This is a genomic window from Streptomyces sp. NPDC006326 (assembly GCF_040612915.1).
In the GTDB taxonomy this organism is placed as follows: Bacteria; Actinomycetota; Actinomycetes; order Streptomycetales; family Streptomycetaceae; genus Streptomyces.
In genome coordinates this window covers 278023-297099 of sequence record NZ_JBEXRC010000001.1, presented here as the reverse complement: position 1 = coordinate 297099, position 19077 = coordinate 278023, and the positions used below count along the sequence as shown (strand labels likewise).

At 70.2% G+C, this 19077-nt stretch carries 14 protein-coding genes; 5 read left to right on the top strand and 9 right to left on the bottom strand.

The genetic code is table 11. From position 1 onward, the window contains the following. Positions 1-153 precede the first annotated feature (153 nt). The 7 genes from ABZ128_RS01395 to ABZ128_RS01365 all read right to left on the bottom strand — a co-directional run bounded on the left by ABZ128_RS01395 (position 154) and on the right by ABZ128_RS01365 (position 10820). On the bottom strand, positions 154-1206 hold the full coding sequence (locus tag ABZ128_RS01395) for a dipeptide ABC transporter ATP-binding protein (RefSeq protein ID WP_356845401.1): 1053 nt from the start codon (positions 1204-1206) through the stop codon (positions 154-156). Beyond that, the gene (locus tag ABZ128_RS01390; protein WP_356845400.1) at positions 1199-2254 is read right to left on the bottom strand and encodes an ABC transporter ATP-binding protein; all 1056 of its coding nucleotides are present in this window, start codon (positions 2252-2254) and stop codon (positions 1199-1201) included. Before ABZ128_RS01390 ends, ABZ128_RS01395 begins: the two co-directional genes overlap by 8 nt. A 13-nt stretch (positions 2255-2267) precedes the next feature. Beyond that, entirely contained in the window at positions 2268-3221 is a 954-nt protein-coding gene (locus ABZ128_RS01385) for an ABC transporter permease (protein WP_356845399.1), read from the bottom strand. After that, on the bottom strand, positions 3214-4158 hold the full coding sequence (locus ABZ128_RS01380) for an ABC transporter permease (protein ID WP_356845398.1): 945 nt from the start codon (positions 4156-4158) through the stop codon (positions 3214-3216). Before ABZ128_RS01380 ends, ABZ128_RS01385 begins: the two co-directional genes overlap by 8 nt. Before the next feature lie 96 nt (positions 4159-4254). Beyond that, positions 4255-5877, bottom strand: a complete 1623-nt coding sequence (locus tag ABZ128_RS01375; RefSeq protein ID WP_356845397.1) for an ABC transporter substrate-binding protein — start codon at positions 5875-5877, stop codon at positions 4255-4257. 417 nt (positions 5878-6294) lie between these two features. After that, positions 6295-8199 carry a translational GTPase TypA gene (typA, locus tag ABZ128_RS01370; RefSeq protein ID WP_356845396.1) on the bottom strand — a complete coding sequence of 635 codons (1905 nt, stop codon included), beginning with the start codon at positions 8197-8199 and terminating at the stop codon, positions 6295-6297. Between the two features lie 338 nt (positions 8200-8537). Further along, positions 8538-10820: an ABC transporter family substrate-binding protein gene (locus ABZ128_RS01365; RefSeq protein WP_356845395.1), complete on the bottom strand. Its 2283-nt coding sequence runs from the start codon at positions 10818-10820 to the stop codon at positions 8538-8540. A gap of 350 nt (positions 10821-11170) precedes the next feature. Here ABZ128_RS01365 and ABZ128_RS01360 point away from each other — a divergent pair, with 350 nt between their 5' ends. From ABZ128_RS01360 to ABZ128_RS01340, 5 genes are all read left to right on the top strand, one after another. Further along, positions 11171-11404 (top strand): hypothetical protein, encoded by a 234-nt coding sequence (locus ABZ128_RS01360; RefSeq protein WP_356845394.1) that lies wholly within the window; start codon positions 11171-11173, stop codon positions 11402-11404. A 106-nt stretch (positions 11405-11510) separates the two neighbouring features. Beyond that, on the top strand, positions 11511-12332 hold the full coding sequence (locus tag ABZ128_RS01355) for a hypothetical protein (RefSeq protein WP_356845393.1): 822 nt from the start codon (positions 11511-11513) through the stop codon (positions 12330-12332). A 1-nt stretch (position 12333) separates the two neighbouring features. Next, positions 12334-14235, top strand: a complete 1902-nt coding sequence (locus tag ABZ128_RS01350; protein WP_356845392.1) for a fumarate reductase/succinate dehydrogenase flavoprotein subunit — start codon at positions 12334-12336, stop codon at positions 14233-14235. Continuing rightward, positions 14232-15005, top strand: coding sequence for a succinate dehydrogenase/fumarate reductase iron-sulfur subunit (locus ABZ128_RS01345; RefSeq protein ID WP_356845391.1), 774 nt, complete (start codon positions 14232-14234; stop codon positions 15003-15005). Before ABZ128_RS01350 ends, ABZ128_RS01345 begins: the two co-directional genes overlap by 4 nt. A 131-nt stretch (positions 15006-15136) precedes the next feature. Continuing rightward, positions 15137-15778 (top strand): PQQ-binding-like beta-propeller repeat protein, encoded by a 642-nt coding sequence (locus tag ABZ128_RS01340; protein ID WP_356845390.1) that lies wholly within the window; start codon positions 15137-15139, stop codon positions 15776-15778. Between the two features lie 53 nt (positions 15779-15831). Here ABZ128_RS01340 and ABZ128_RS01335 read toward each other — a convergent pair whose 3' ends face one another. Together ABZ128_RS01335 and ABZ128_RS01330 are read right to left on the bottom strand one after the other, a co-directional pair. Next, positions 15832-18390 (bottom strand): SpoIIE family protein phosphatase, encoded by a 2559-nt coding sequence (locus ABZ128_RS01335; RefSeq protein WP_356845465.1) that lies wholly within the window; start codon positions 18388-18390, stop codon positions 15832-15834. Between the two features lie 212 nt (positions 18391-18602). Next, on the bottom strand, positions 18603-19031 hold the full coding sequence (locus ABZ128_RS01330) for an ATP-binding protein (protein WP_356845464.1): 429 nt from the start codon (positions 19029-19031) through the stop codon (positions 18603-18605). Positions 19032-19077 lie beyond the last annotated feature (46 nt).

Here is a 19077-nt window from a genome sequence, read left to right as displayed (position 1 = left end):
CAACGGAATTACCCGATCAGGGCGGGACGGATCCCCGGCCGGGACGCCCCCGGCGTCCCGCGGGATGACCGCCGCCGCGCCCGCGGCCGGAAAACGCCTGGTCCCCGGCGCCGTGGGGCACCGGGGACCGGAGGTTCGGACGAACCGGCGGGATCAGACGGCCAGGACGGCCTTCTCCTCCGCGAAGTGGCAGGCCGACTCGTGCGCGGCCAGGGTGTTCAGACCCTTGAAGCGCTCCGGGACCGCCAGCAGCGGCTCCTCGGTGGCGCACTTGTCCACGGCCTTCCAGCAGCGGGTGCGGAAACGGCAGCCCGACGGCGGGTTGGCCGGGGACGGGACGTCACCGGTGAGGATGATCCGCTCGCGGCCCTCGCGGGCGTCCGGGTCCGGGACCGGGACGGCGGAGAGCAGCGCCTGGGTGTACGGGTGGGTGGGGTGGTCGTAGATCTCGGCGTCGGTGCCGATCTCGGCCATCTTGCCCAGGTACATGACGCCCACGCGGTCCGAGATGTGCCGGACGATCGACAGGTCGTGCGCGATGAAGACGTAGGACAGGTTGAACTCGTCCTGGAGCTTCTCCATCAGGTTGATGACCTGCGCCTGCACCGACACGTCGAGCGCGGAGACCGGCTCGTCGCAGATGATGATCTCCGGGTTGAGCGCGAGGCCGCGGGCGATGCCGATGCGCTGGCGCTGGCCGCCGGAGAACTGGTGCGGGTAGCGGTTGATGTACTCGGGGTTGAGCCCCACGACGTCCAGGAGTTCCTGGACCTTGCGGCGCCGGTCGCCCTTGGGGGCCACCTCGGGGTGGATGTCGTACGGCTCGCCGATGATGTCGCCGACGGTCATGCGCGGGTTCAGCGAGGTGTACGGGTCCTGGAACACCATCTGGATGTTGCGGCGGACGGCCTTGAGGGCCTTGCCCGACAGCTTGGTGATGTCCTGGCCCTTGTAGAAGACCTCGCCGGCGGTGGCCTTCTCCAGGCTCATCAGCAGCTTGGCGACGGTGGACTTGCCACAGCCGGACTCACCGACGATGCCGAGGGTCTCGCCCTGGTAGAGGTCGAAGGAGACCCCGTCGACCGCCTTGACCGCGCCGACCTGCTTCTTGAACAGGATGCCCTGGGTGAGCGGGAAGTGCTTGACCAGGTTGCGGACCTGGAGGATCGGCTCCCGCTCGGGGGCGTTCTTGGTGAGCTCAGCCATGGAGCTGCTCCTTCCAGAAGTGGCACGCGCTGCCGCGACCGGGCAGCTCGGTGCCGTCCTGCTCGGTCACCGGGTGCAGGACCGGCACGTCGGTGCGGCAGATGTCCTGCGCCTTGGGGCAGCGCGGGTTGAAGGCGCAGCCCGACGGGATGTTGAGCAGGTTGGGCGGCAGGCCCTTGATCGCGTAGAGCTCCTGGCCCTTCTGGTCCAGGCGCGGGATCGAGTCGAGCAGGCCGCGGGTGTACGGGTGCGCGGGGCGGCTGTAGATCTCGTGGACCGGGGCGGTCTCGACGATCCGGCCGCCGTACATGACGGCGATCTTGTCCGCGACGTCGGCGACGACGCCGAGGTCGTGGGTGATCAGGATCAGGCCCATGTTCATCTCGCGCTGGAGTTCCGCGAGCAGGTCCATGACCTGGGCCTGGACCGTCACGTCGAGGGCCGTGGTCGGCTCGTCGGCGATGATCAGGTCCGGCTCCAGGGCCATCGCCATGGCGATCATGATGCGCTGGCGCATACCGCCGGAGAACTGGTGCGGGTAGTCGCCCACGCGCGCCTTGGCGGCGGGGATCTTCACCCGGTCCATGAGCTCGACGGCCTTGGCCGTGGCGTCCTTCTTGGACATCCCGCGGTGCACGCGGAACATCTCGCCGAGCTGGGCGCCGACGGTGTGCACCGGGTTCAGCGAGGACAGCGCGTCCTGGAAGATCATGGCGATCTTCGAGCCGCGGACCTTGCGGTACTCCTCGGCCGGGAGCTTCAGCAGGTCGGTGCCCTGGAAGAGGATCTCGCCGGACGGGATCTTGCCGGGCGGCATGTCGAGGATGCCCATGATGGCCTGCGCCGTCACGGACTTGCCCGAGCCGGACTCGCCGAGGACGGCGAGGGTCTCGCCGGCGTCCACCGAGTACGAGACGCCGTTGACGGCCTTGGCGACGCCGTCGCGGGTGTGGAACTCGACGTGCAGGTCGCGCACTTCGAGCAGCGGGGTCCCCTCCGGCGCCGAGCGCGGCGCGGGGACGTTCGAGGTCTTGTCGATGATGGTCAACGTACGCCCTTCCTCAGCGCAGCTTCGGGTCGAGGGCGTCGCGTACCGCGTCGCCGACCATGATGAACGCGAGCACCGTGACGCTCAGCGCGGCGGCCGGGAACAGCAGCATGTAGGGCGCCTGGAGGAAGCGCGCCTGGGCGTCGCTGACCATCAGGCCCCACGAGATCTCCGGCGCCTGGACGCCCACGCCGAGGTAGGACAGGGCGGCCTCGGCGGAGATGTACACACCCAGGCTGATCGCGCCGACCACGATGACGGGGGCGATGGCGTTCGGGAGGATGTGGCGCAGCGTGATCCGCCACGTGCCGGCGCCGAGGGCGCGGGCGGCCTGCACGTAGTCGTTGTGCTTGTTGGCCAGGACCGAGGAGCGCATGATGCGGAAGATCTGCGGCCAGCCCAGGGTGGCGAGCACCAGGGAGACGGTCCAGGCGTTGCCCTTGCCGAGGCCGGACATGATCAGCATGCCGCCGAGCATCAGCGGGATGGCGAAGAAGATCTCGGCGAACCGGGAGAGCAGGGTGTCGGTGAAGCCGCCGAACCAGCCGGCGAGCAGGCCCGAGGTGACGCCCACGACGACGACCATGGCGGTCGTGGCGATGCCGACGATGATCGAGTTGCTCGCGGCGTACACGGTCTTGGCGTAGACGTCGCAGCCCTGGACGTCGGTGCCGAAGATGTGGTCGCCGCTCGGCTTGAGCATGGAGCTGTGCAGGTCACACGGAGCGTAGGCGTCCACCGAGGTGAACAGGCCCGGCGCCAGGGAGACCACGGCCATGAACAGCACCAGGGCGGCGCCGATCAGGAAGACGGGGTTGCGGCGCAGGTCGTAGAAGGCGTCGGACCAGAGGCTGGCCTCGCGCTCCTTCTTCTGGCGGCCGGCCTTGGCGGCGGTGTCGCCGGCGGAGGGGGTGCCGGCGATCTCGGTCTCGGTCAACTCGTCCCCCACCGTAGTTGTGTCACGCATAACGGATCCTCGGGTCGAGCACGGCGTACAGCAGGTCCACGATCAGGTTGGCGAACATGTAGACGAGGACGAGGAGGGTCACGATGCCCACCACGACGACGCCCTGCTTCTGCCAGACGTACATCGCCAACGTGCCGCCGATGCCGTGGATGTTGAAGATCCGCTCGGTGATGACCGCGCCGCCCATGAGCGAGCCGAGGTCCGCGCCGAGGAAGGTGACGATCGGGATGAGCGCGTTGCGCAGCGCGTGGCGCACGACGACGCGGCGGCGGGGCAGGCCCTTCGCGGTCGCGGTGCGGACGTAGTCCGCGCGCATGGTCTCCATCAGGCTCGTACGGGTCAGTCGGGCCACGTACGCGAGGGAGGTGGTGGCGAGCACGAATCCCGGCAGGAGGTAACCGCGCAGGCCGTCCGTCTCGTTGAAGGAGACGGGGAAGAAGTCGATGCCCCAGGCGTCCTTGAGTTCGACACCCAGGACGAGCTGGAGGACGAAGCCGAAGACGAAGACGGGGATGGAGATGACCAGCAGCGTGGTGATCAGCACCAGCTGGTCGATGAACTTGCCGCGGCGCAGCGCCGACATGACACCGGCGGCGATGCCGACGAGGGCCTCGATGGCGAACGCGACGAGGGCGAGGTTCACCGTGTACGGGAACGCCTCGCTGATCAGGTCGATGACTTGGCGGCCCTGGAGCGTCTCACCGAAGTTCCCCTGGAAGAGGTTGGTGATGTAGTGCCAGTACTGGAGCAGGAACGGGTCGTCCAGGTTGTACTTGGCCCGCAGCATGGCTGCGACGGTGGGGTCCGCCTTCTTGTCGCCCGCGAGCGCCGAAACGGGGTCGCCGGGCAGGCTGAAGGCGAGGTAGTAAATGAGGAACGTGGCACCGAGCAGTACAGGGATCGCCTGTATGAGTCGGCGGATGAGGTAGCGGCCCATCAGACCTCCAACAGAAGAGCAGGGGGAAGGGGCAGACAGACGGAAACCTGATTCCGCCTGCCCGCCCCCGGTGTCCCCTTGGTGTGAAGAGGGGTGTTAGTTGAGCTCGACGTTCGCCAGGTCCATGCGGCCCTGGGCGTCGACCTCGACGTTCTTCACGGACTTGGAGTAGGCCGAGGAAGACATGTAGGTGAAGACCGGGATGTACGGAAGGTCCTTGATGATGATGTCATCGGCCTTCTGGTACAGCTTCAGACCCTCGGCGGGGTCGGTGGCCTTGTCGGCCTCCGCCATGGTCTTCTCGAACTCCTCGTTGACGTAGCCGCCGTAGTTGGAGCCGTTCTCGATCGCGATCTTCGAGAAGATCGGACGCAGGTAGTTCTCCGCAGCCGGGTAGTCCATGGACCACGCCATGCGGAAGCCGCCCTTGTACTTCTGGGCACCCAGGTCGTCCAGCATGTCGCCGAACTTGGCGTACGGCTTGGCGGTGACCTCGACGCCGAGGTTCGCCTTCAGCTGGTTGGCGACGGCCTCGATCCACTCCTTGTGACCACCGTCGGCGTTGTAGCCGAGCTCGATCTTGTTGCCGGGAACACCGCCCGCCTGGGTCCAGAGTTCCTTGGCCTTGGCCGGGTTGTAGGTGCCGGCCTCGCCCAGGGCGCCCTTGCGGTAACCCGGGATGATGGGGCTGATGAAGTCGTCGGCCGGCTTGCGGGTGCCGTTGAAGATGGTCTTGCCGATGGCGTCCCGGTCGATGGCCATGGAGATGGCCTTGCGGATCTCGACCTTGCCGAACGCCTCCGGGTTGGTGGCGATCGGGAGACCGAGGTAGCCGACGCCCGACTCGGGCTTGTAGATGTAGCGGTCGCCGAACTCCTGGGAGACGGTGGCCATCGCCGAGATCGGGAGCTTGTCGACGATCTGGATGTTGTCGGCGCGCAGGTCGTTGTACGCCGTGTCCAGGTTGTCGTAGATCTTGAAGGTGACGCCGTCGAGCTTCGCGCGGCCCTCGGCCGGGTACTTGTCGTACTTCTTGATCTTGATCTGCTTGTTGTGGTCCCAGGCGCCGTCCATCTGGAACGGACCGTTACCGATCGGGGCCTCGCCGAACTTCTTCGGGTCGGCCTCGAACGCCTTCGGCAGCGGGTAGAAGGCGTTGTAGCCCAGCATGGTCTTGAACTGGGAGAAGGGCTCCTTCAGCGTGACGGTGAAGGTCTTCTCGTCAACGACCTTGAGGCCCTTGAGCTCGGTGGCGGTGGGCTTCTTGTCCTTGCCCGGCGCCAGCTCGTCGGAGCCCTCGATCTTCGAGTAGAACGGCAGGCCCTCGGCGGCGTTGTCCTGGTTGGCGCCCCAGTTCCAGGCGCGGACGAACGACTGCGCGTCGACCTTCTCGCCGTTGTGGAAGGTGAAGCCGTCCTTGATCTTGATGGTCCAGACCTTGGAGTCCTTGGTCTCGATCGACTCCGCGACCGCGAGCTTCGGCTCGTTGGTCTTGTTGTCGTAGTCCACCAGGCCCTTGAAGAGCGCGTTGAGAACCTCCGCGCCCTCGGACTCTGCGGTGTTCTGACCCACCAGGCCGTGCTGCGGCTCGCCGAGCACCACGGTGATGTTTCCGCCGGACTTGCCGGCGTTCGAGTCCTTGCTGGTGCTGCAGGCCGTGGCGGCCAGCGCCACGACGACGGCACCCGCGACCCACTTGGCGCTCGTTGCTCCGCGCATGGGTATTTGCCTCCTCAGGAGTCACTGTCGATACGTGAAAGGACCCGGTCTCCGCTGACACCCCTGACAGCGAGATCCGGCCCCATCGTGTGTGCTCGTGAGTCGACGCTCCCCACAGCGTGTGACCCATTGACCCGAGCTCAATGGAGCCATCCTCAGGGACGCCCAGACCGTAAACCACACTTAAGTGGTCTCGTTTTCACAACATCAGCCCATGGCGAAAACCCGAAATCCGGACAAACGGATAGGAGACAGACACGTGCGAAACGGACGGTTAGCTCATCCTCCGGAGTGTCACGGTCGGTATCCGGACACCAGAACGCAACAATCCGCTTGACAAACGCGAACAGCCCCTCCCGCCACGGGATTCCGTGGGAGAGGGGCTGCTCGGTGAAGCGCGGGCCCGTGCCCGTAAGGCTACTTGGCGGCCTTGGCGCGCGAAGCGGTGCGCGAGCGCTCCTTCTGGTCCAGGACGACCTTGCGGATGCGGACGGCCTCCGGGGTCACCTCGACGCACTCGTCGTCGCGGCAGAACTCCAGCGACTGCTCCAGCGACAGCTTGCGCGGGGGAACGATCGCCTCGAAGGAGTCGGCCGACGAGGACCGCATGTTGGTGAGCTTCTTCTCCTTGGTGATGTTCACGTCCATGTCGTCGGAGCGCGAGTTCTCGCCGACGATCATGCCCTCGTACACCTCGGTGCCGGGGTCGGTGAACAGCACGCCGCGCTCCTGCAGGTTGGTCATCGCGAACGCGGTGACCGCACCGGCGCGGTCGGCGACCAGGGAGCCGTTGTTGCGGGTCTGCAGCGGGCCGAACCACGGCTCGTGGCCCTCGTGGATCGAGTGGGCGATACCGGTGCCGCGGGTCTGGGTCAGGAACTCCGTACGGAAGCCGATCAGGCCGCGGGACGGGACGACGAACTCCATGCGCACCCAGCCGGAGCCGTGGTTGGACATGTTGTCCATGCGGCCCTTGCGGACACCCATGAGCTGGGTGACGGCGCCCATGTGCTCCTCGGGCACGTCGATCGTCATGCGCTCGACCGGCTCGTGGACCTTGCCGTCGACCTCCTTGGTGACGACCTGCGGCTTGCCGATCGTCAGCTCGAAGCCCTCGCGGCGCATCTGCTCGACGAGGATCGCCAGCGCGAGCTCGCCACGGCCCTGGACCTCCCAGGCGTCCGGGCGCTCGGTGTCGAGGACGCGGAGCGAGACGTTGCCGATCAGCTCGCGGTCCAGACGGTCCTTGACCTGGCGGGCGGTGACCTTGCGGTCCTTGACCGCGGCCTTGGCGTCGGCGCCCTTGCCGGTGCCGCCGCGGCCGACCAGCGGGGAGGTGTTGGTGCCGATGACCATGGAGATGGCCGGCTCGTCCACCGTGATCAGCGGCAGGGCGACCGGGTTCTCCGGGTCGGCCAGGGTCTCGCCGATCATGATGTCGGGGATGCCGGCGACCGCGCAGATGTCACCCGGGCCCGCCACCTCGGCCGGCTTGCGGGTGAGCGCCTCGGTCATCATCAGCTCGGTGATGCGGACGTTGGAGATCGTGCCGTCGCGCTTGATCCACGCGACCGTCTGGCCCTTGCGCAGCTCGCCCTGCTCGACGCGGAGCAGCGCGATGCGGCCGAGGAAGTTGTCGGCGTCGAGGTTGGTGACGTGGGCCTGGAGCGGCGCGTCCTCCTCGTACGTCGGGGCCGGGACGTGCTCCAGGATGGTGGAGAAGAACGGCTCCAGGCTGTCGCTGTCCGCGGGGACGGTGCCGTCCTCCGGCTTGGTCAGCGAGGCGATGCCGTCACGGCCGCAGGCGTAGACGATCGGGAACTCGATCTGGTCCTCGTCGGCGTCCAGGTCGAGGAAGAGGTCGTACGTCTCGTTGACGACCTCGTCGATCCGGGAGTCCGGACGGTCGGTCTTGTTGATGCAGAGGATGACCGGCATGCGCGCCTGGAGGGCCTTGCGCAGCACGAAGCGGGTCTGGGGCAGCGGACCCTCGGAGGCGTCCACCAGCAGGACGACGGCGTCGACCATCGACAGGCCGCGCTCGACCTCGCCACCGAAGTCGGCGTGGCCGGGGGTGTCGATGATGTTGATCGTGATCGGGGCCCCGCCGTCCTTGGGGTGGTACTTCACCGCCGTGTTCTTGGCGAGGATCGTGATGCCCTTCTCACGCTCCAGGTCGTTCGAGTCCATCATGCGGTCGTCGAGCTGCTGGTGGGCGGCGAAGGCACCGGCCTGCTTGAGCATGGCATCGACGATGGTCGTCTTGCCATGGTCGACGTGGGCGACGATGGCGACGTTACGGATGTCGTGGCGCGTGGGCACTTCGGCGCTTCTCCCGGGATCGTGGATGGCGTCGCGTACGGTCCGGCACGCGCGCCTCGACCGGGCGGAAAACCTGCCACGGCCTTACCCCATCGTACGTCGCGTGGCGGGAACCGGCTGCCGGGGGGTCTGTCAAGAGGCCGGAGGACTGAGAAGAGCCGGGTGCGGGGTGGGGGGCCCGGCCGTCGGTGCTGTGGGGTTCCTGCGGGTGTTCCTGCTGGTGTTCCTGCGGGTCAACGGGTATCCACGACCTTGCCCGCCGGGGTGGCCGGCGGGCAAGGGAATTGAGTCACATCTGAGCTTGGGCCCCGGAGGTCGTTCCGGCGGACACCGGTTTGTCACCCCTTGTTCTTCGAAGCGGTGGCCGGGGGCTTCTTCCAGCCGATGTCCTGGTAGCAGGGGGTGCCCAGGCCGAAGGCGCCCGCATTGGCCAGGGACGGCTTGACCGCCACCAGCTGGGGGCGCTGGTAGAGCGGGATGGAGCCGGCGGCGGCCCAGATCCGGGCGTCGGCCTTGCGCAGCAGGTCCCGTGAGGCCTCCTCGTCCAGTTCCCCGAGGGCCTGGTCGAAGAGCTGGTCGATGTGGTCGGTGCCGACCCGGGTGTAGTTCTGTTCGACGAGGAGCGAGCCGTCCGCGGCCGGCTCCGGCTTGGCGAAGATGGGCCGGGCGTCGGTGGCGGGGTAGGCGGTGGCCGGCCAGGAGTAGAGCGCCAGGTCGTACTGGCCCGAGGCGATGTGGTCCTTGAAGAAGCTCTCGTCGGCCACCTTGGTCAGCTCGGTGCTCACCCCGATCTTCTGGAGCATCTGGGCGATCCGCTCGCCGACCGTGCGCAGGGCCTCCGAGCCCGGTCCGGCGGGAAGGACGAAGCGCAGGCTGAGGGCCTTGCCGTCCTTGGCGAGCACGGATCCCGAGGTACGGGTCTGCTTGGCCGGGGCCGGCGCCGGCGAGGCGGTGCCCTGGGCGGGATCGGCCGCCTCGCCCTCCACGGACGGGGTGCGCCCGGCCTCCTTGTCGTCCCCGTCGGACGCGGCCGCGCCGACGGCCTCGGCCTGGGCGAGCAGCCAGGCCTTCTGGTCGGCGGCGAGCCGGGGCTGCGCCAGCGGCTTGACCGCCCCCAGGGGCCCCTTCAGCCCGGCGCCGTTGCGCTCGTCGTCCTGGCCCACGATGTAGAGGCCGTCGTCGCCGGTGCCCGGCCCCGCGGTCCTCGCGTCCTCGCGGCCCGCCTCCGCGTCGCTCTCCGGGCCCGCCTTCGCGCCCTCCGGTTCGATGAGCTTGCCGTTCGGGCGCCAGCCGGCGTCCGCGAGCAGGGCCTGGGCCGCCTTGGTGTCCTGGCCGCCGAGGGCGTCGCTGTTGTCGGCGTACGCCCGCTGCCCGGCCAGCGCCACGTGGCTGCCGACCGGCTTCGCGGGCAGGCCCAGGGGCTTGAGGACGAGCTCGGCGAGTTCCTTGCGGTTCAGCGCCCGGGCCACGGCCCGCCGGACCCGCTCGTCGGCCAGCGGGCCGGAGGCCCCGTTCAGGGCGAGCTGGGTGTAGGACGGCTCCAGGGACTTGCGGATGGTGAAGCCGCGCAGCGCTTCCTGCTCGTCGGTGTACTTCCTGGCCGCCTCCGCGTTCCTCACCCGGGCGTCCAGTTCCTCGCGGGCCTTGCCCTCGTCCACGCCGTACGCGACCGCCCAGGACAGGGTGGCCTCGGCCGGGGTCGTCAGGGCTCCGGGTCCGTGGGCGGGGGCCCCGCCCGGTCCCGAGGTGTTCGAGCGCTCCCGGTGTGCCAGGGCGATCCGGTCGGCGCCGCTGCGGTCGATCTCCGCGATGTCCACCTTGCCCGCGGCCAGCGCCGCCGGGCGCTCGGAGCGGGGCACGGCCGTCAGGACCAGCGAGTCCAGTTTGGCGGGGCGGCCCCACCAGCGGGGGTTGCGGGTCAGGGCGATGGTCGCGGTCTTCTTGTCGGTCGCGCCGAGGTTGAAGGGGCCGGCGGTGACCTTGAGGGTGCCGCGCGCCCCCTCGTTGAAGGCGTCCGGGGTGCCGGTGACCTGCTTGGGGTAGAGCGGGGAGAACAGGGACCGCCAGTCCGTGTACGGCTTGGCGAAGGTGACCTTGACCTCCAGGTCCGTCTTGCCCCGCTCGATCTTCTCGATCCGCTCGTAGCCGGCGTTGCGGGCCGTCCAGTACGCGGAGTCCTTGCCGCTCAGGGCGCGCCACTGGGCGACGAAGTCGGCGGCGCCGATCTCGCGGCCGTCGCTCCACACCGCCTGCTGGTTCAGCTTGTACAGGACCACCTGCTTGGGTTCGCGGGCGACGACCTGCGCCTTCTCCAGGTAGTCCGGGTTGGCGACGGGGCGCCCCTTGCCGTCCAGCGTGAACAGCTGGGGCAGCACCGCCCCGGTGATCCGGGTGGTGGTGGCGTCCGCGTCGGCCTGGAAGGTGTTGAGGGTGTCCGGGAGGCTGTCCACGGCCCAGCGCAGCACGCCGCCGTCGGCGACCTTGTTCCGGGGCGTCACCGCGATGTCCTGGCCTGCGGCCACCGGGCCGCCCTCGTCACCGGCGCCGCACCCCGCGAGCAGCGGCAGTGCGAGGACTCCCGAGGTCAGGAGCGCCAAGGACCTGCGCCTTCTCTGGGACATGGGTGGTACCTCCGGGACGGGGCGGCGAAAGGGACAGCTTGATCACGTTTGGCGGTATATGGAGCTGATCACACCGGGTGCCGGAACCACTGAAATCGACGGGCCGCCGCACCCCCCGCAGCGGACCCTCGCCACGCCGCGAAGCCCACCCGTGCGGACCAATCCCGCTTGCGTTGCGGACGAGCGTTCCCTCGGGCGAGGGATGAGAATGGGGGGCAGGGAGGGGCGCACAGATCGCGCCTGCGCGCCCGCAATCGCTGCATGTCCCTTCACAAGCGGGGACGTGAGGCGCGACACTCGCAGGCGCACATGGGCGTTGCCACCGCACCCTGCGGAAGTGAGGGCAAGTCATGTCCCTGCAAGACGATTTGACCGCCGTACGGCGCAGCCTGGACGAGCTCACCCGCAAGGTCGAGCAGCTGGAGCGCAAAGCCGGGCGGCAGCAGGCGGAGGGCGGCCGGTCCGCCACCGCCGACAGGCCCGGGCCGGGCATGGTGACCGTCCCGGACACCCCGTACGACAGCACGCTGTGGACGGACACCGACGACGAGGGCCTCGGAGCCCGCGACCGCCGCGCTCCCTAGGTCCCACAGCCGTTTCCCGCCATTCCCCCGGACACCGGCCGCCGCGCTCAGCGGCGGCCGGCCGGTGTCCGGCGGGCCACCCTGACCACTCCTCCCGGAGTCACCCTTGGCCACAGGTACCGAACCACCCCGGCAGCTGACCGGCGTCCACGACGCCTCCCGGGCCTCGATCGCCGCCCGGCACCTGCGCACCGACCGGTGGTGGCTGGCCCCGGCCGGCACCGCGGCCGGGCTGCTCGCCTTCGTCGTCTACTCGACCTGGCGGGCCTTCGCGAACGCCGACTACTACGCCGCCCCCTACGTCTCCCCGTTCTACTCGCCGTGCCTCGCGGAGAACTGCCAGGAGATGCGCGGCGGGCCGAACCTGGACCTCTTCGGCAGCTGGTGGGGCCTGTCCCCCGCCCTGCTGATCCTCGTCTTCCCGCTCGGCTTCCGGCTGACCTGCTACTACTACCGCAAGGCGTACTACCGGGGTTTCTGGGCCTCGCCGCCCGCCTGCGCCGTCGCGGAGCCGCACACCAAGTACACCGGCGAGACCCGCTTCCCGCTGGTCTTCCAGAACATGCACCGGTACTTCTTCTACGCGGCGCTGCCGGTCGCGGGCATCCTCACCTACGACACGGTGCTGACCTTCCGCAACGACCGCTACGAGTGGGGCCACATGGGCCTGGGGACGCTGCTGTTCGTCCTCAACATCGTGCTGATCTGGGCCTACACCCTCTCCTGCCACTCGTGCCGGCACATCATGGGCGGCCGTCTGAAGCACTTCTCCAAGCACCCGGTGCGCTACCGGCTGTGGGGCTGGGTGAGCCGTCTCAACTCCCGGCACATGCTGCTGGCGTGGGCGTCCCTGGTCAGCGTGGCCCTGTGCGACTTCTACGTGTACCTGCTGGCCAGCGGCACCGTCACCGACCCGAGGATCTTCTGACATGGCTCAAGTCGACCGGCAGCAGTGGGACGTGGTCGTGGTCGGCGCCGGCGGCGCCGGGCTGCGGGCCGCCATCGAGGCCCGCGAGCGGGGCGCCCGCACGGCCGTGATCTGCAAGTCCCTGTTCGGCAAGGCCCACACGGTGATGGCGGAGGGCGGGATCGCCGCCTCCATGGGCAACGTCAACGAGGGCGACAACTGGCAGGTCCACTTCCGCGACACCATGCGGGGCGGCAAGTTCCTGAACCAGTGGCGGATGGCCGAGCTGCACGCCAAGGAGGCGCCGGACCGGGTCTGGGAGCTGGAGACCTGGGGCGCCCTCTTCGACCGCACCCCCGACGGGAGGATCTCCCAGCGCAACTTCGGCGGCCACGAGTACCCGCGCCTCGCGCACGTGGGCGACCGGACCGGGCTGGAGCTGATCCGCACCCTCCAGCAGAAGATCGTCGCCCTCCAGCAGGAGGACTTCAGGGAATACGGGGACTACGAGGCCCGGCTCAAGGTCTTCCAGGAGTGCACGGTCACGCGGGTGCTCAAGGACGGGCAGCGGGTCTCGGGGACCTTCTGCTACGAGCGCGAGTCCGGTCGCTTCTTCGTACTGGAGGCCCCGGCGGTCGTCCTGGCCACCGGCGGCATCGGCAAGTCCTTCAAGACCACCTCGAACTCCTGGGAGTACACCGGCGACGGCCACGCGCTGGCCCTGCTCGCCGGGGCCCCGCTGCTGAACATGGAGTTCGTGCAGTTCCACCCCACGGGCATGGTCTGGCCGCCCTCGGTCAAGGGCATCCTCGTCACCGAGTCGGTGCGCGGCGACGGCGGGGTGCTGCGCAACAGCGAGGGCAAGCGGTTCATGTTCGACTACATCCCGGACGTCTTCAAGGAGAAGTACGCCGAGACCGAGGAGGAGGGCGACCGCTGGTACGAGGACCCGGACCACAACCGGCGGCCCCCCGAGCTGCTGCCCCGCGACGAGGTGGCCCGCGCCATCAACTCCGAGGTGAAGGCCGGTCGCGGCTCCCCGCACGGCGGGGTCTTCCTCGACGTGTCCACGCGCATGCCGGCCGAGAAGATCAAGCGGCGGCTGCCCTCCATGTACCACCAGTTCAAGGAGCTGGCGGACGTGGACATCACCGCCGAGCCGATGGAGGTCGGCCCGACCTGCCACTACGTGATGGGCGGGATCGCGGTGGACTCGGACACCGCGGCCACCGTCGGAGTCCCGGGCCTGTTCGCGGCGGGCGAGGTGGCGGGCGGGATGCACGGCTCGAACCGGCTCGGCGGCAACTCGCTGTCCGACCTGCTCGTCTTCGGGCGGCGGGCCGGTCTGCACGCGGCGGAGTACGCCTCCGCGTCCGCCGGGCGTCCGGCCGTCGCCCAGGAGGAGGTCGACGCGGCCGCCGCGGAGGCACTGGCCCCCTTCCACGCGGCCGACGGCGCGGAGAACCCGTACACCCTGCACCAGGAACTCCAGACGGCCATGAACGACCTGGTCGGCATCATCCGCCGCGAGGGCGAGATGGCGCAGGCCCTGCAGAAGCTCGCGGCCCTGCGCGTACGGGCCGCCCGCGCCGGGGTGGAGGGGCACCGGCAGTTCAACCCGGGCTGGCACCTCGCCCTGGACCTGCGCAACATGCTGCTGGTCAGCGAGTGCGTGGCCCGCGCGGCCCTGGAGCGCACCGAGAGCCGGGGCGGGCACACCCGGGAGGACTGCCCGTCGATGGAGCGCAGCTGGCGCCCGGTGAACCTGCTGTGCCGCCCGGTGGACCCGGCGCCCGCCGACCCGGCCGCCGACCGGATCACCCTGGTGCGGACCCGCACCGAACCCATCCGCCCCGACCTGCTCGCGCTCTTCGAGAAGGAAGAGCTGGTCAAGTACCTCGCCGAAGAGGAGCTCTACGAGTGACTACCTACGACGCACGCTTCCGGATCTGGCGGGGCGACGCGGAGGGCGGGGAGCTGCGGGACTTCACCGTCGAGGTGCACGACGGCGAGGTCGTCCTCGACATCGTCCACCGGCTCCAGGCCACCCAGGCCTCGGACCTGGCGGTGCGCTGGAACTGCAAGGCGGGCAAGTGCGGTTCGTGCAGCGCGGAGATCAACGGCCGGCCGCGGCTGATGTGCATGACCCGCATGTCCACCTTCGAGCGGACGGACACCGTCACGATCACTCCGCTGCGGGCCTTCCCGGTCGTCCGCGACCTGGTCACCGACGTGTCCTTCAACTACGAGAAGGCCCGGGAGATCCCGGCCTTCATGCCGCCGCAGGGCGTGGCCGCGGGCGCGTACCGGATGCAGCAGGTGGACGTGGACCGCTCGCAGGAGTTCCGCAAGTGCATCGAGTGCTTCCTGTGCCAGGACACCTGCCATGTGGTGCGCGACCACGAGGAGAACAAGACGGCCTTCGCCGGTCCGCGCTTCCTGATGCGGGTGGCCGAGCTGGACATGCACCCCCTGGACGCGGCGGCGGAGGAGGGCCTGGACCGCAAGCGCACGGCGCAGGAGGAGCACGGGCTCGGCTTCTGCAACATCACCAAGTGCTGTACGGAGGTCTGCCCCGAGGGCATCAAGATCACCGACAACGCCCTGATCCCGCTGAAGGAGCGGGCGGTGGACCGCAAGTACGACCCGCTGGTCTGGCTCGGCAGCAGGATCCGCAGGCGTTCGGAGCCGTAGCGGCTCCCGTACGGATCGCCCGCAGGACACAAGGCCCCCTGGGGAACGTCGGATGACGTGATGTCAGGGGGCTTCGCGGTGCGCGTGGGGGATCGACTGGCCAACCGCTACCGGGCCCGGGCATCACGGTGGTGCACGACGTCGGTCAGCAGGAGGGCCGGCTGTTCATCGTGATGGAGCTGCTCCCCGGCGAGGACCTCGCGACGGTGCTGGGGCGGTCGGACGGCGGGCGGGTGCGCTGGTGCGTCCCGGAGGCTGACCGTGGCGGACCGCCTCGTGGCCCCGGCGACCTGGTCCACGTACGGGACGGGCACACGGTACGGGCCCTGGACCGGCGCACCGGTGAGGAGCGGTGGCGCGCGGAGCTCGGCGCGCCCGCGGCGCGGCTGCTCGTCAAGCACGGCACGGTGTACGCGGCCGCGCACCACCCGCCGGAGCACAGCTGGGACGTCGTGTTCGCGCTGGCGGCCGACACCGGGCAGGCGCGCCGGCGGCGTTCGCTGACCCGGCGCGACGGCCGGACCTGCGGGCTCACCCTGCTGGGCACCCAGTCGGGCGCGCTGTACGTGAGGTCCGCGGCCGGCTCCCGGCGCACGCTGCTGGGCGGGGACCGGGCCGTACCCCCCTTCGTCGCCGGACTCGACCTGGCGACGGGCCGGCCGCGCCGGCAGTGGGAGGACCGGACGGGGGTCGGCGGCGGGGCGGTGCCGTCCGGCGAGTACCTCGTCCTCCCGGTTCCGGAGCTGACGGCGCTCGCGCTGCCCCGGGACTGAGCGGGGCCGGCGGGCCGCGGACCTCCGCGCCCCTGAGCGGCGCGGCCGCGGGGTCAGCCGTACATGCCCAGCAGCTGCTCCGCGGACAGCTCGGATGCCGGTTCGGCCGCGGCCCCCGGGAGCGGGAGCTCGAACCAGACGGTCTTGCCCCGGTGGGTGCGGCGGGTGCCCCAGCCCGCGGAGAGCAGGCCCACCAGCTGCAGGCCCCGGCCGCCCTCGTCGGTGTCCCGGGCGCGGCGGCGCCGCGGCTGGACCAGGTTTCCGTCCCACACCTCGCACACGAGGGTGCGGTCCAGCAGGAGGCGTAGGCGGATCTCCCCCTCGCCGTACCGCAGGGCATTGGTCACGAGCTCGCTGACCAGCAGCTCCGTGGTGTCGAGCAGCCCCTCCAGCCCCCAGGCGGGGAGTTTGGCGCGGGCCAGCTCGCGTGCCCGGCCCACCGAGCGCGCCTCGCGGGGCAGCTGCCAGTCCCCGACGGCGTCCACCGGAAGCCCCTGGACGCGTGCCATCAGCAGGGCGATGTCGTCCTCGCCGTGCCGGGTGTCGAGCGTGTTGAGCACGTGGTCGCACACGTCCTCCAGCGGGCGGACCGGGTCGGCCAGCGCTTCGCGCAGTCCGCGCAGCCCCTCCTCCAGCGGGTGCTCCCGGGACTCCACCAGCCCGTCCGTGTACAGCGCCAGCAGCGAGCCCTCGGGGAGTTCCACGTCCACCTCCTCGAAGGGTTCGCCGCCCACGCCGAGCGGCATCCCGGGCGGTACCTCCAGCAGCAGCGCAGGCCGGGGCGGGGCGCCCGGTTCCGCCGGTTCCACCAGGACGGGGGGCATGTGGCCGGCGTTGGCGATCGTGCAGCGCCGGGTCACCGGGTCGTAGACGGCGTACACGCAGGTCGCGAGGTAGACCTCGGAGCGGTCGGCGTCCCGCGAGTGCAGGGCCGCCCGGGAGGCCTGCTGGGATCCGCCGGGTGCGCCGAGGCCCCGCGCGATCTCGTCCAGCGCGGAGAGCACCTCCGCCGGTTCCAGGTCCAGCAGCGCCAGGGTCCGTACGGCGGTCCGCAGTTCCCCCATGGCGACGGCGGCCCGCAGCCCCCGGCCCATCACGTCGCCGACGACCAGGGCCGTGCGGTGTCCGGGCAGTTCGATGACGTCGAACCAGTCCCCGCCGACCTCGGTCGCCGCGTTGCCCGGCAGGTACCGGCAGGCGATGTCCAGACCGGCCGCCTCCGGGTCCCCGGGCGGCAGCAGGCTGCGCTGGAGGATCAGCGCCCGCTCGTGCTCGCGCCGGTAGAGGCGGGCGTTGTCGATGCAGACGGCGGCGCGGGCGGCGAGTTCCACCGCGACGGCCCGGTCCCGTTCCCCGAACGGTTCGCTGCCCTTCGTACGGGAGAACTGCGCGAGCCCGACGACGGTGTCGTGGGCGACCATCGGCACGACCAGCGTGGACTGCACGAGGTCGTCCGCCCCGCCGCCCTCGATCAGCCGCGGGCGGGCGGTGCGCAGGGCCATCGCGCCCGGCGAGGCGGCCGGGTAGCGGTGGATCTCCCCCACGGTGACGGGCGCGACGGGGCCCGAGAGCGGGGCGTCCGAGACGGCGGAGGCGAAGGCGACCCGCCGCAGCGGGGCGGAGGGCGCGCGGCCGGGGCCGAGCCCGGCCGGCAGGGACGGTACCCCGGGGCCCTGGGGCCGGGCGGGCCGGTCGTCGTCGCCGAGCAGCAGCCCCTGGTAGAGGTCGACGGCGGCGAGGTCGCAGAAGCCGGGCACGGTGACGTCCAGGAGTTCCCGGGCGGTGGTCTCCAGGTCGAGGGAGTTGCCGATGCGGTGCCCGGCCTCGTTGAGCAGGGCCAGGTTGCGCCGGACCCCGGCGGCCTCGCGGGCGGCGAGGTGGCGGCGGGTGACGTCGGTGCCGAGGCCGGCGACGCCGACGGGGCGGCCGGAGCCGCCGTGCACCCGGTAGAGGTTGATGGACCAGTGGCGGTGTTCGCGGCTGCCGGGGGCGGAGCCGGTGATCTGGAGGTCGGTGACGGACTCCCCGGTCTCCAGGACCCGCCGCAGGGCGTCGGCCATCCGGTCGGCCTCCTGGGGCGGGAGGTAGTCGTGGACGGTGCGGCCGCGGTGCTCCTCCACGGCGCCGCCGAAGACGGTCGCGAAGCGGCGGTTGGCCCGCTGCACGGTGAGGTCCGTCCCGAAGAGGAGGAAACCGAAAGGGGATTGGCCGAAAATGGCCTGCGAGGCCGCGAGGTCGGATTCGATCCGTCGCAGCGCGCGTACGTCGACCACGACGCAGAGCGCGGCACGCCGGCCGGTCTCGGTCTGGGTGGGCATCACGTAGATCTCGGCCACGCCGTGCGCGCCGCCCCCGCCGGGGATCCGGAAGGGGACGAGGCCGGTCCACTCCTTGCCGTCGAGAATCTCGGAGACCCTGCGGTGCCCGTCGGCGCGCAGCTCCGGCGGCATGAACGCGTCGACGGGATCGCGCCCCACGGCCTGGGCGGCGGTCAGCCCGAACAGGTCCTCGGCGCGCAGACTCCACTGGTCGATGAGCCCGTCCGGCCCGATCGAGAACGACGCGACCTTTATGTAGTCATATATCGAGCCAGGCGGACTGCTGTGCCACAGGGAGTCGTGCCACGTCTCCCCGGACACACGGGTCTGATGTGCCTGCGCAGGTATCTCGCTCACGCGACCGTCCCCTCCAGCTCACCGCAACCGGACCGGCCATGACCGAAGTATTCAGCACCACGGCCCCGGACGGCACGGCGTTCACGATCACAAAAAGGTCCCGACTGTTTCGAGCCACATCCCGTGATCGTCGGCCACCCTTCACCTTGTTACTCACCAGGAAGAGCCAACTCGAACCACACGGTCTTGCCCGATTTCCCGTGCCGTGTCCCCCAGCTCTGCGCCGACACGGCCACGAGATGGAGCCCCCTGCCCCCCTCGTCGCCGGGTGCGGCAAGCCGTTTGCGGGGCGGATCCGGAAGCGGATCGGAAACTTCCACGAGCAGCGCAGGGCCCTCCGAGTCGCCGTCGACGGCTGATTCACGCCGCTCCAGACGGACGCCGATGGGCCCCGAGGCGTACCGCAGGGAATTGGTGACCAGCTCGCTGACCAGCAGGACGGTGACATCGCCGACGGCTTCGAGACCCCAGGAGCGGAGCTGGCCGCGCACGGCATGGCGGGCGGCGCGGACGGCACCGGGTTCGGCGGGGAAGGCCCACTCGGCGCATTCACCGTCTGTGTCGATCACGCCGATCACTTCCCGGGCCGGCAAGGGCCCCCGTCCGATTCCGCAGGGACAGAGC

What these genes read in the sequence shown, in the direction of transcription:
- ABZ128_RS01395 (WP_356845401.1), bottom strand. Translation starts at nt 1,206, where the DNA reads ATGGCTGAGCTCACCAAGAACGCCCCCGAGCGGGAGCCGATCCTCCAG.
- ABZ128_RS01385 (WP_356845399.1), bottom strand. Translation starts at nt 3,221, where the DNA reads ATGCGTGACACAACTACGGTGGGGGACGAGTTGACCGAGACCGAGATC.
- ABZ128_RS01380 (WP_356845398.1), bottom strand. Translation starts at nt 4,158, where the DNA reads ATGGGCCGCTACCTCATCCGCCGACTCATACAGGCGATCCCTGTACTG.
- ABZ128_RS01375 (WP_356845397.1), bottom strand. Translation starts at nt 5,877, where the DNA reads ATGCGCGGAGCAACGAGCGCCAAGTGGGTCGCGGGTGCCGTCGTCGTG.
- ABZ128_RS01365 (WP_356845395.1), bottom strand. Translation starts at nt 10,820, where the DNA reads ATGTCCCAGAGAAGGCGCAGGTCCTTGGCGCTCCTGACCTCGGGAGTC.
- ABZ128_RS01360 (WP_356845394.1), top strand. Translation starts at nt 11,171, where the DNA reads ATGTCCCTGCAAGACGATTTGACCGCCGTACGGCGCAGCCTGGACGAG.
- ABZ128_RS01350 (WP_356845392.1), top strand. Translation starts at nt 12,334, where the DNA reads ATGGCTCAAGTCGACCGGCAGCAGTGGGACGTGGTCGTGGTCGGCGCC.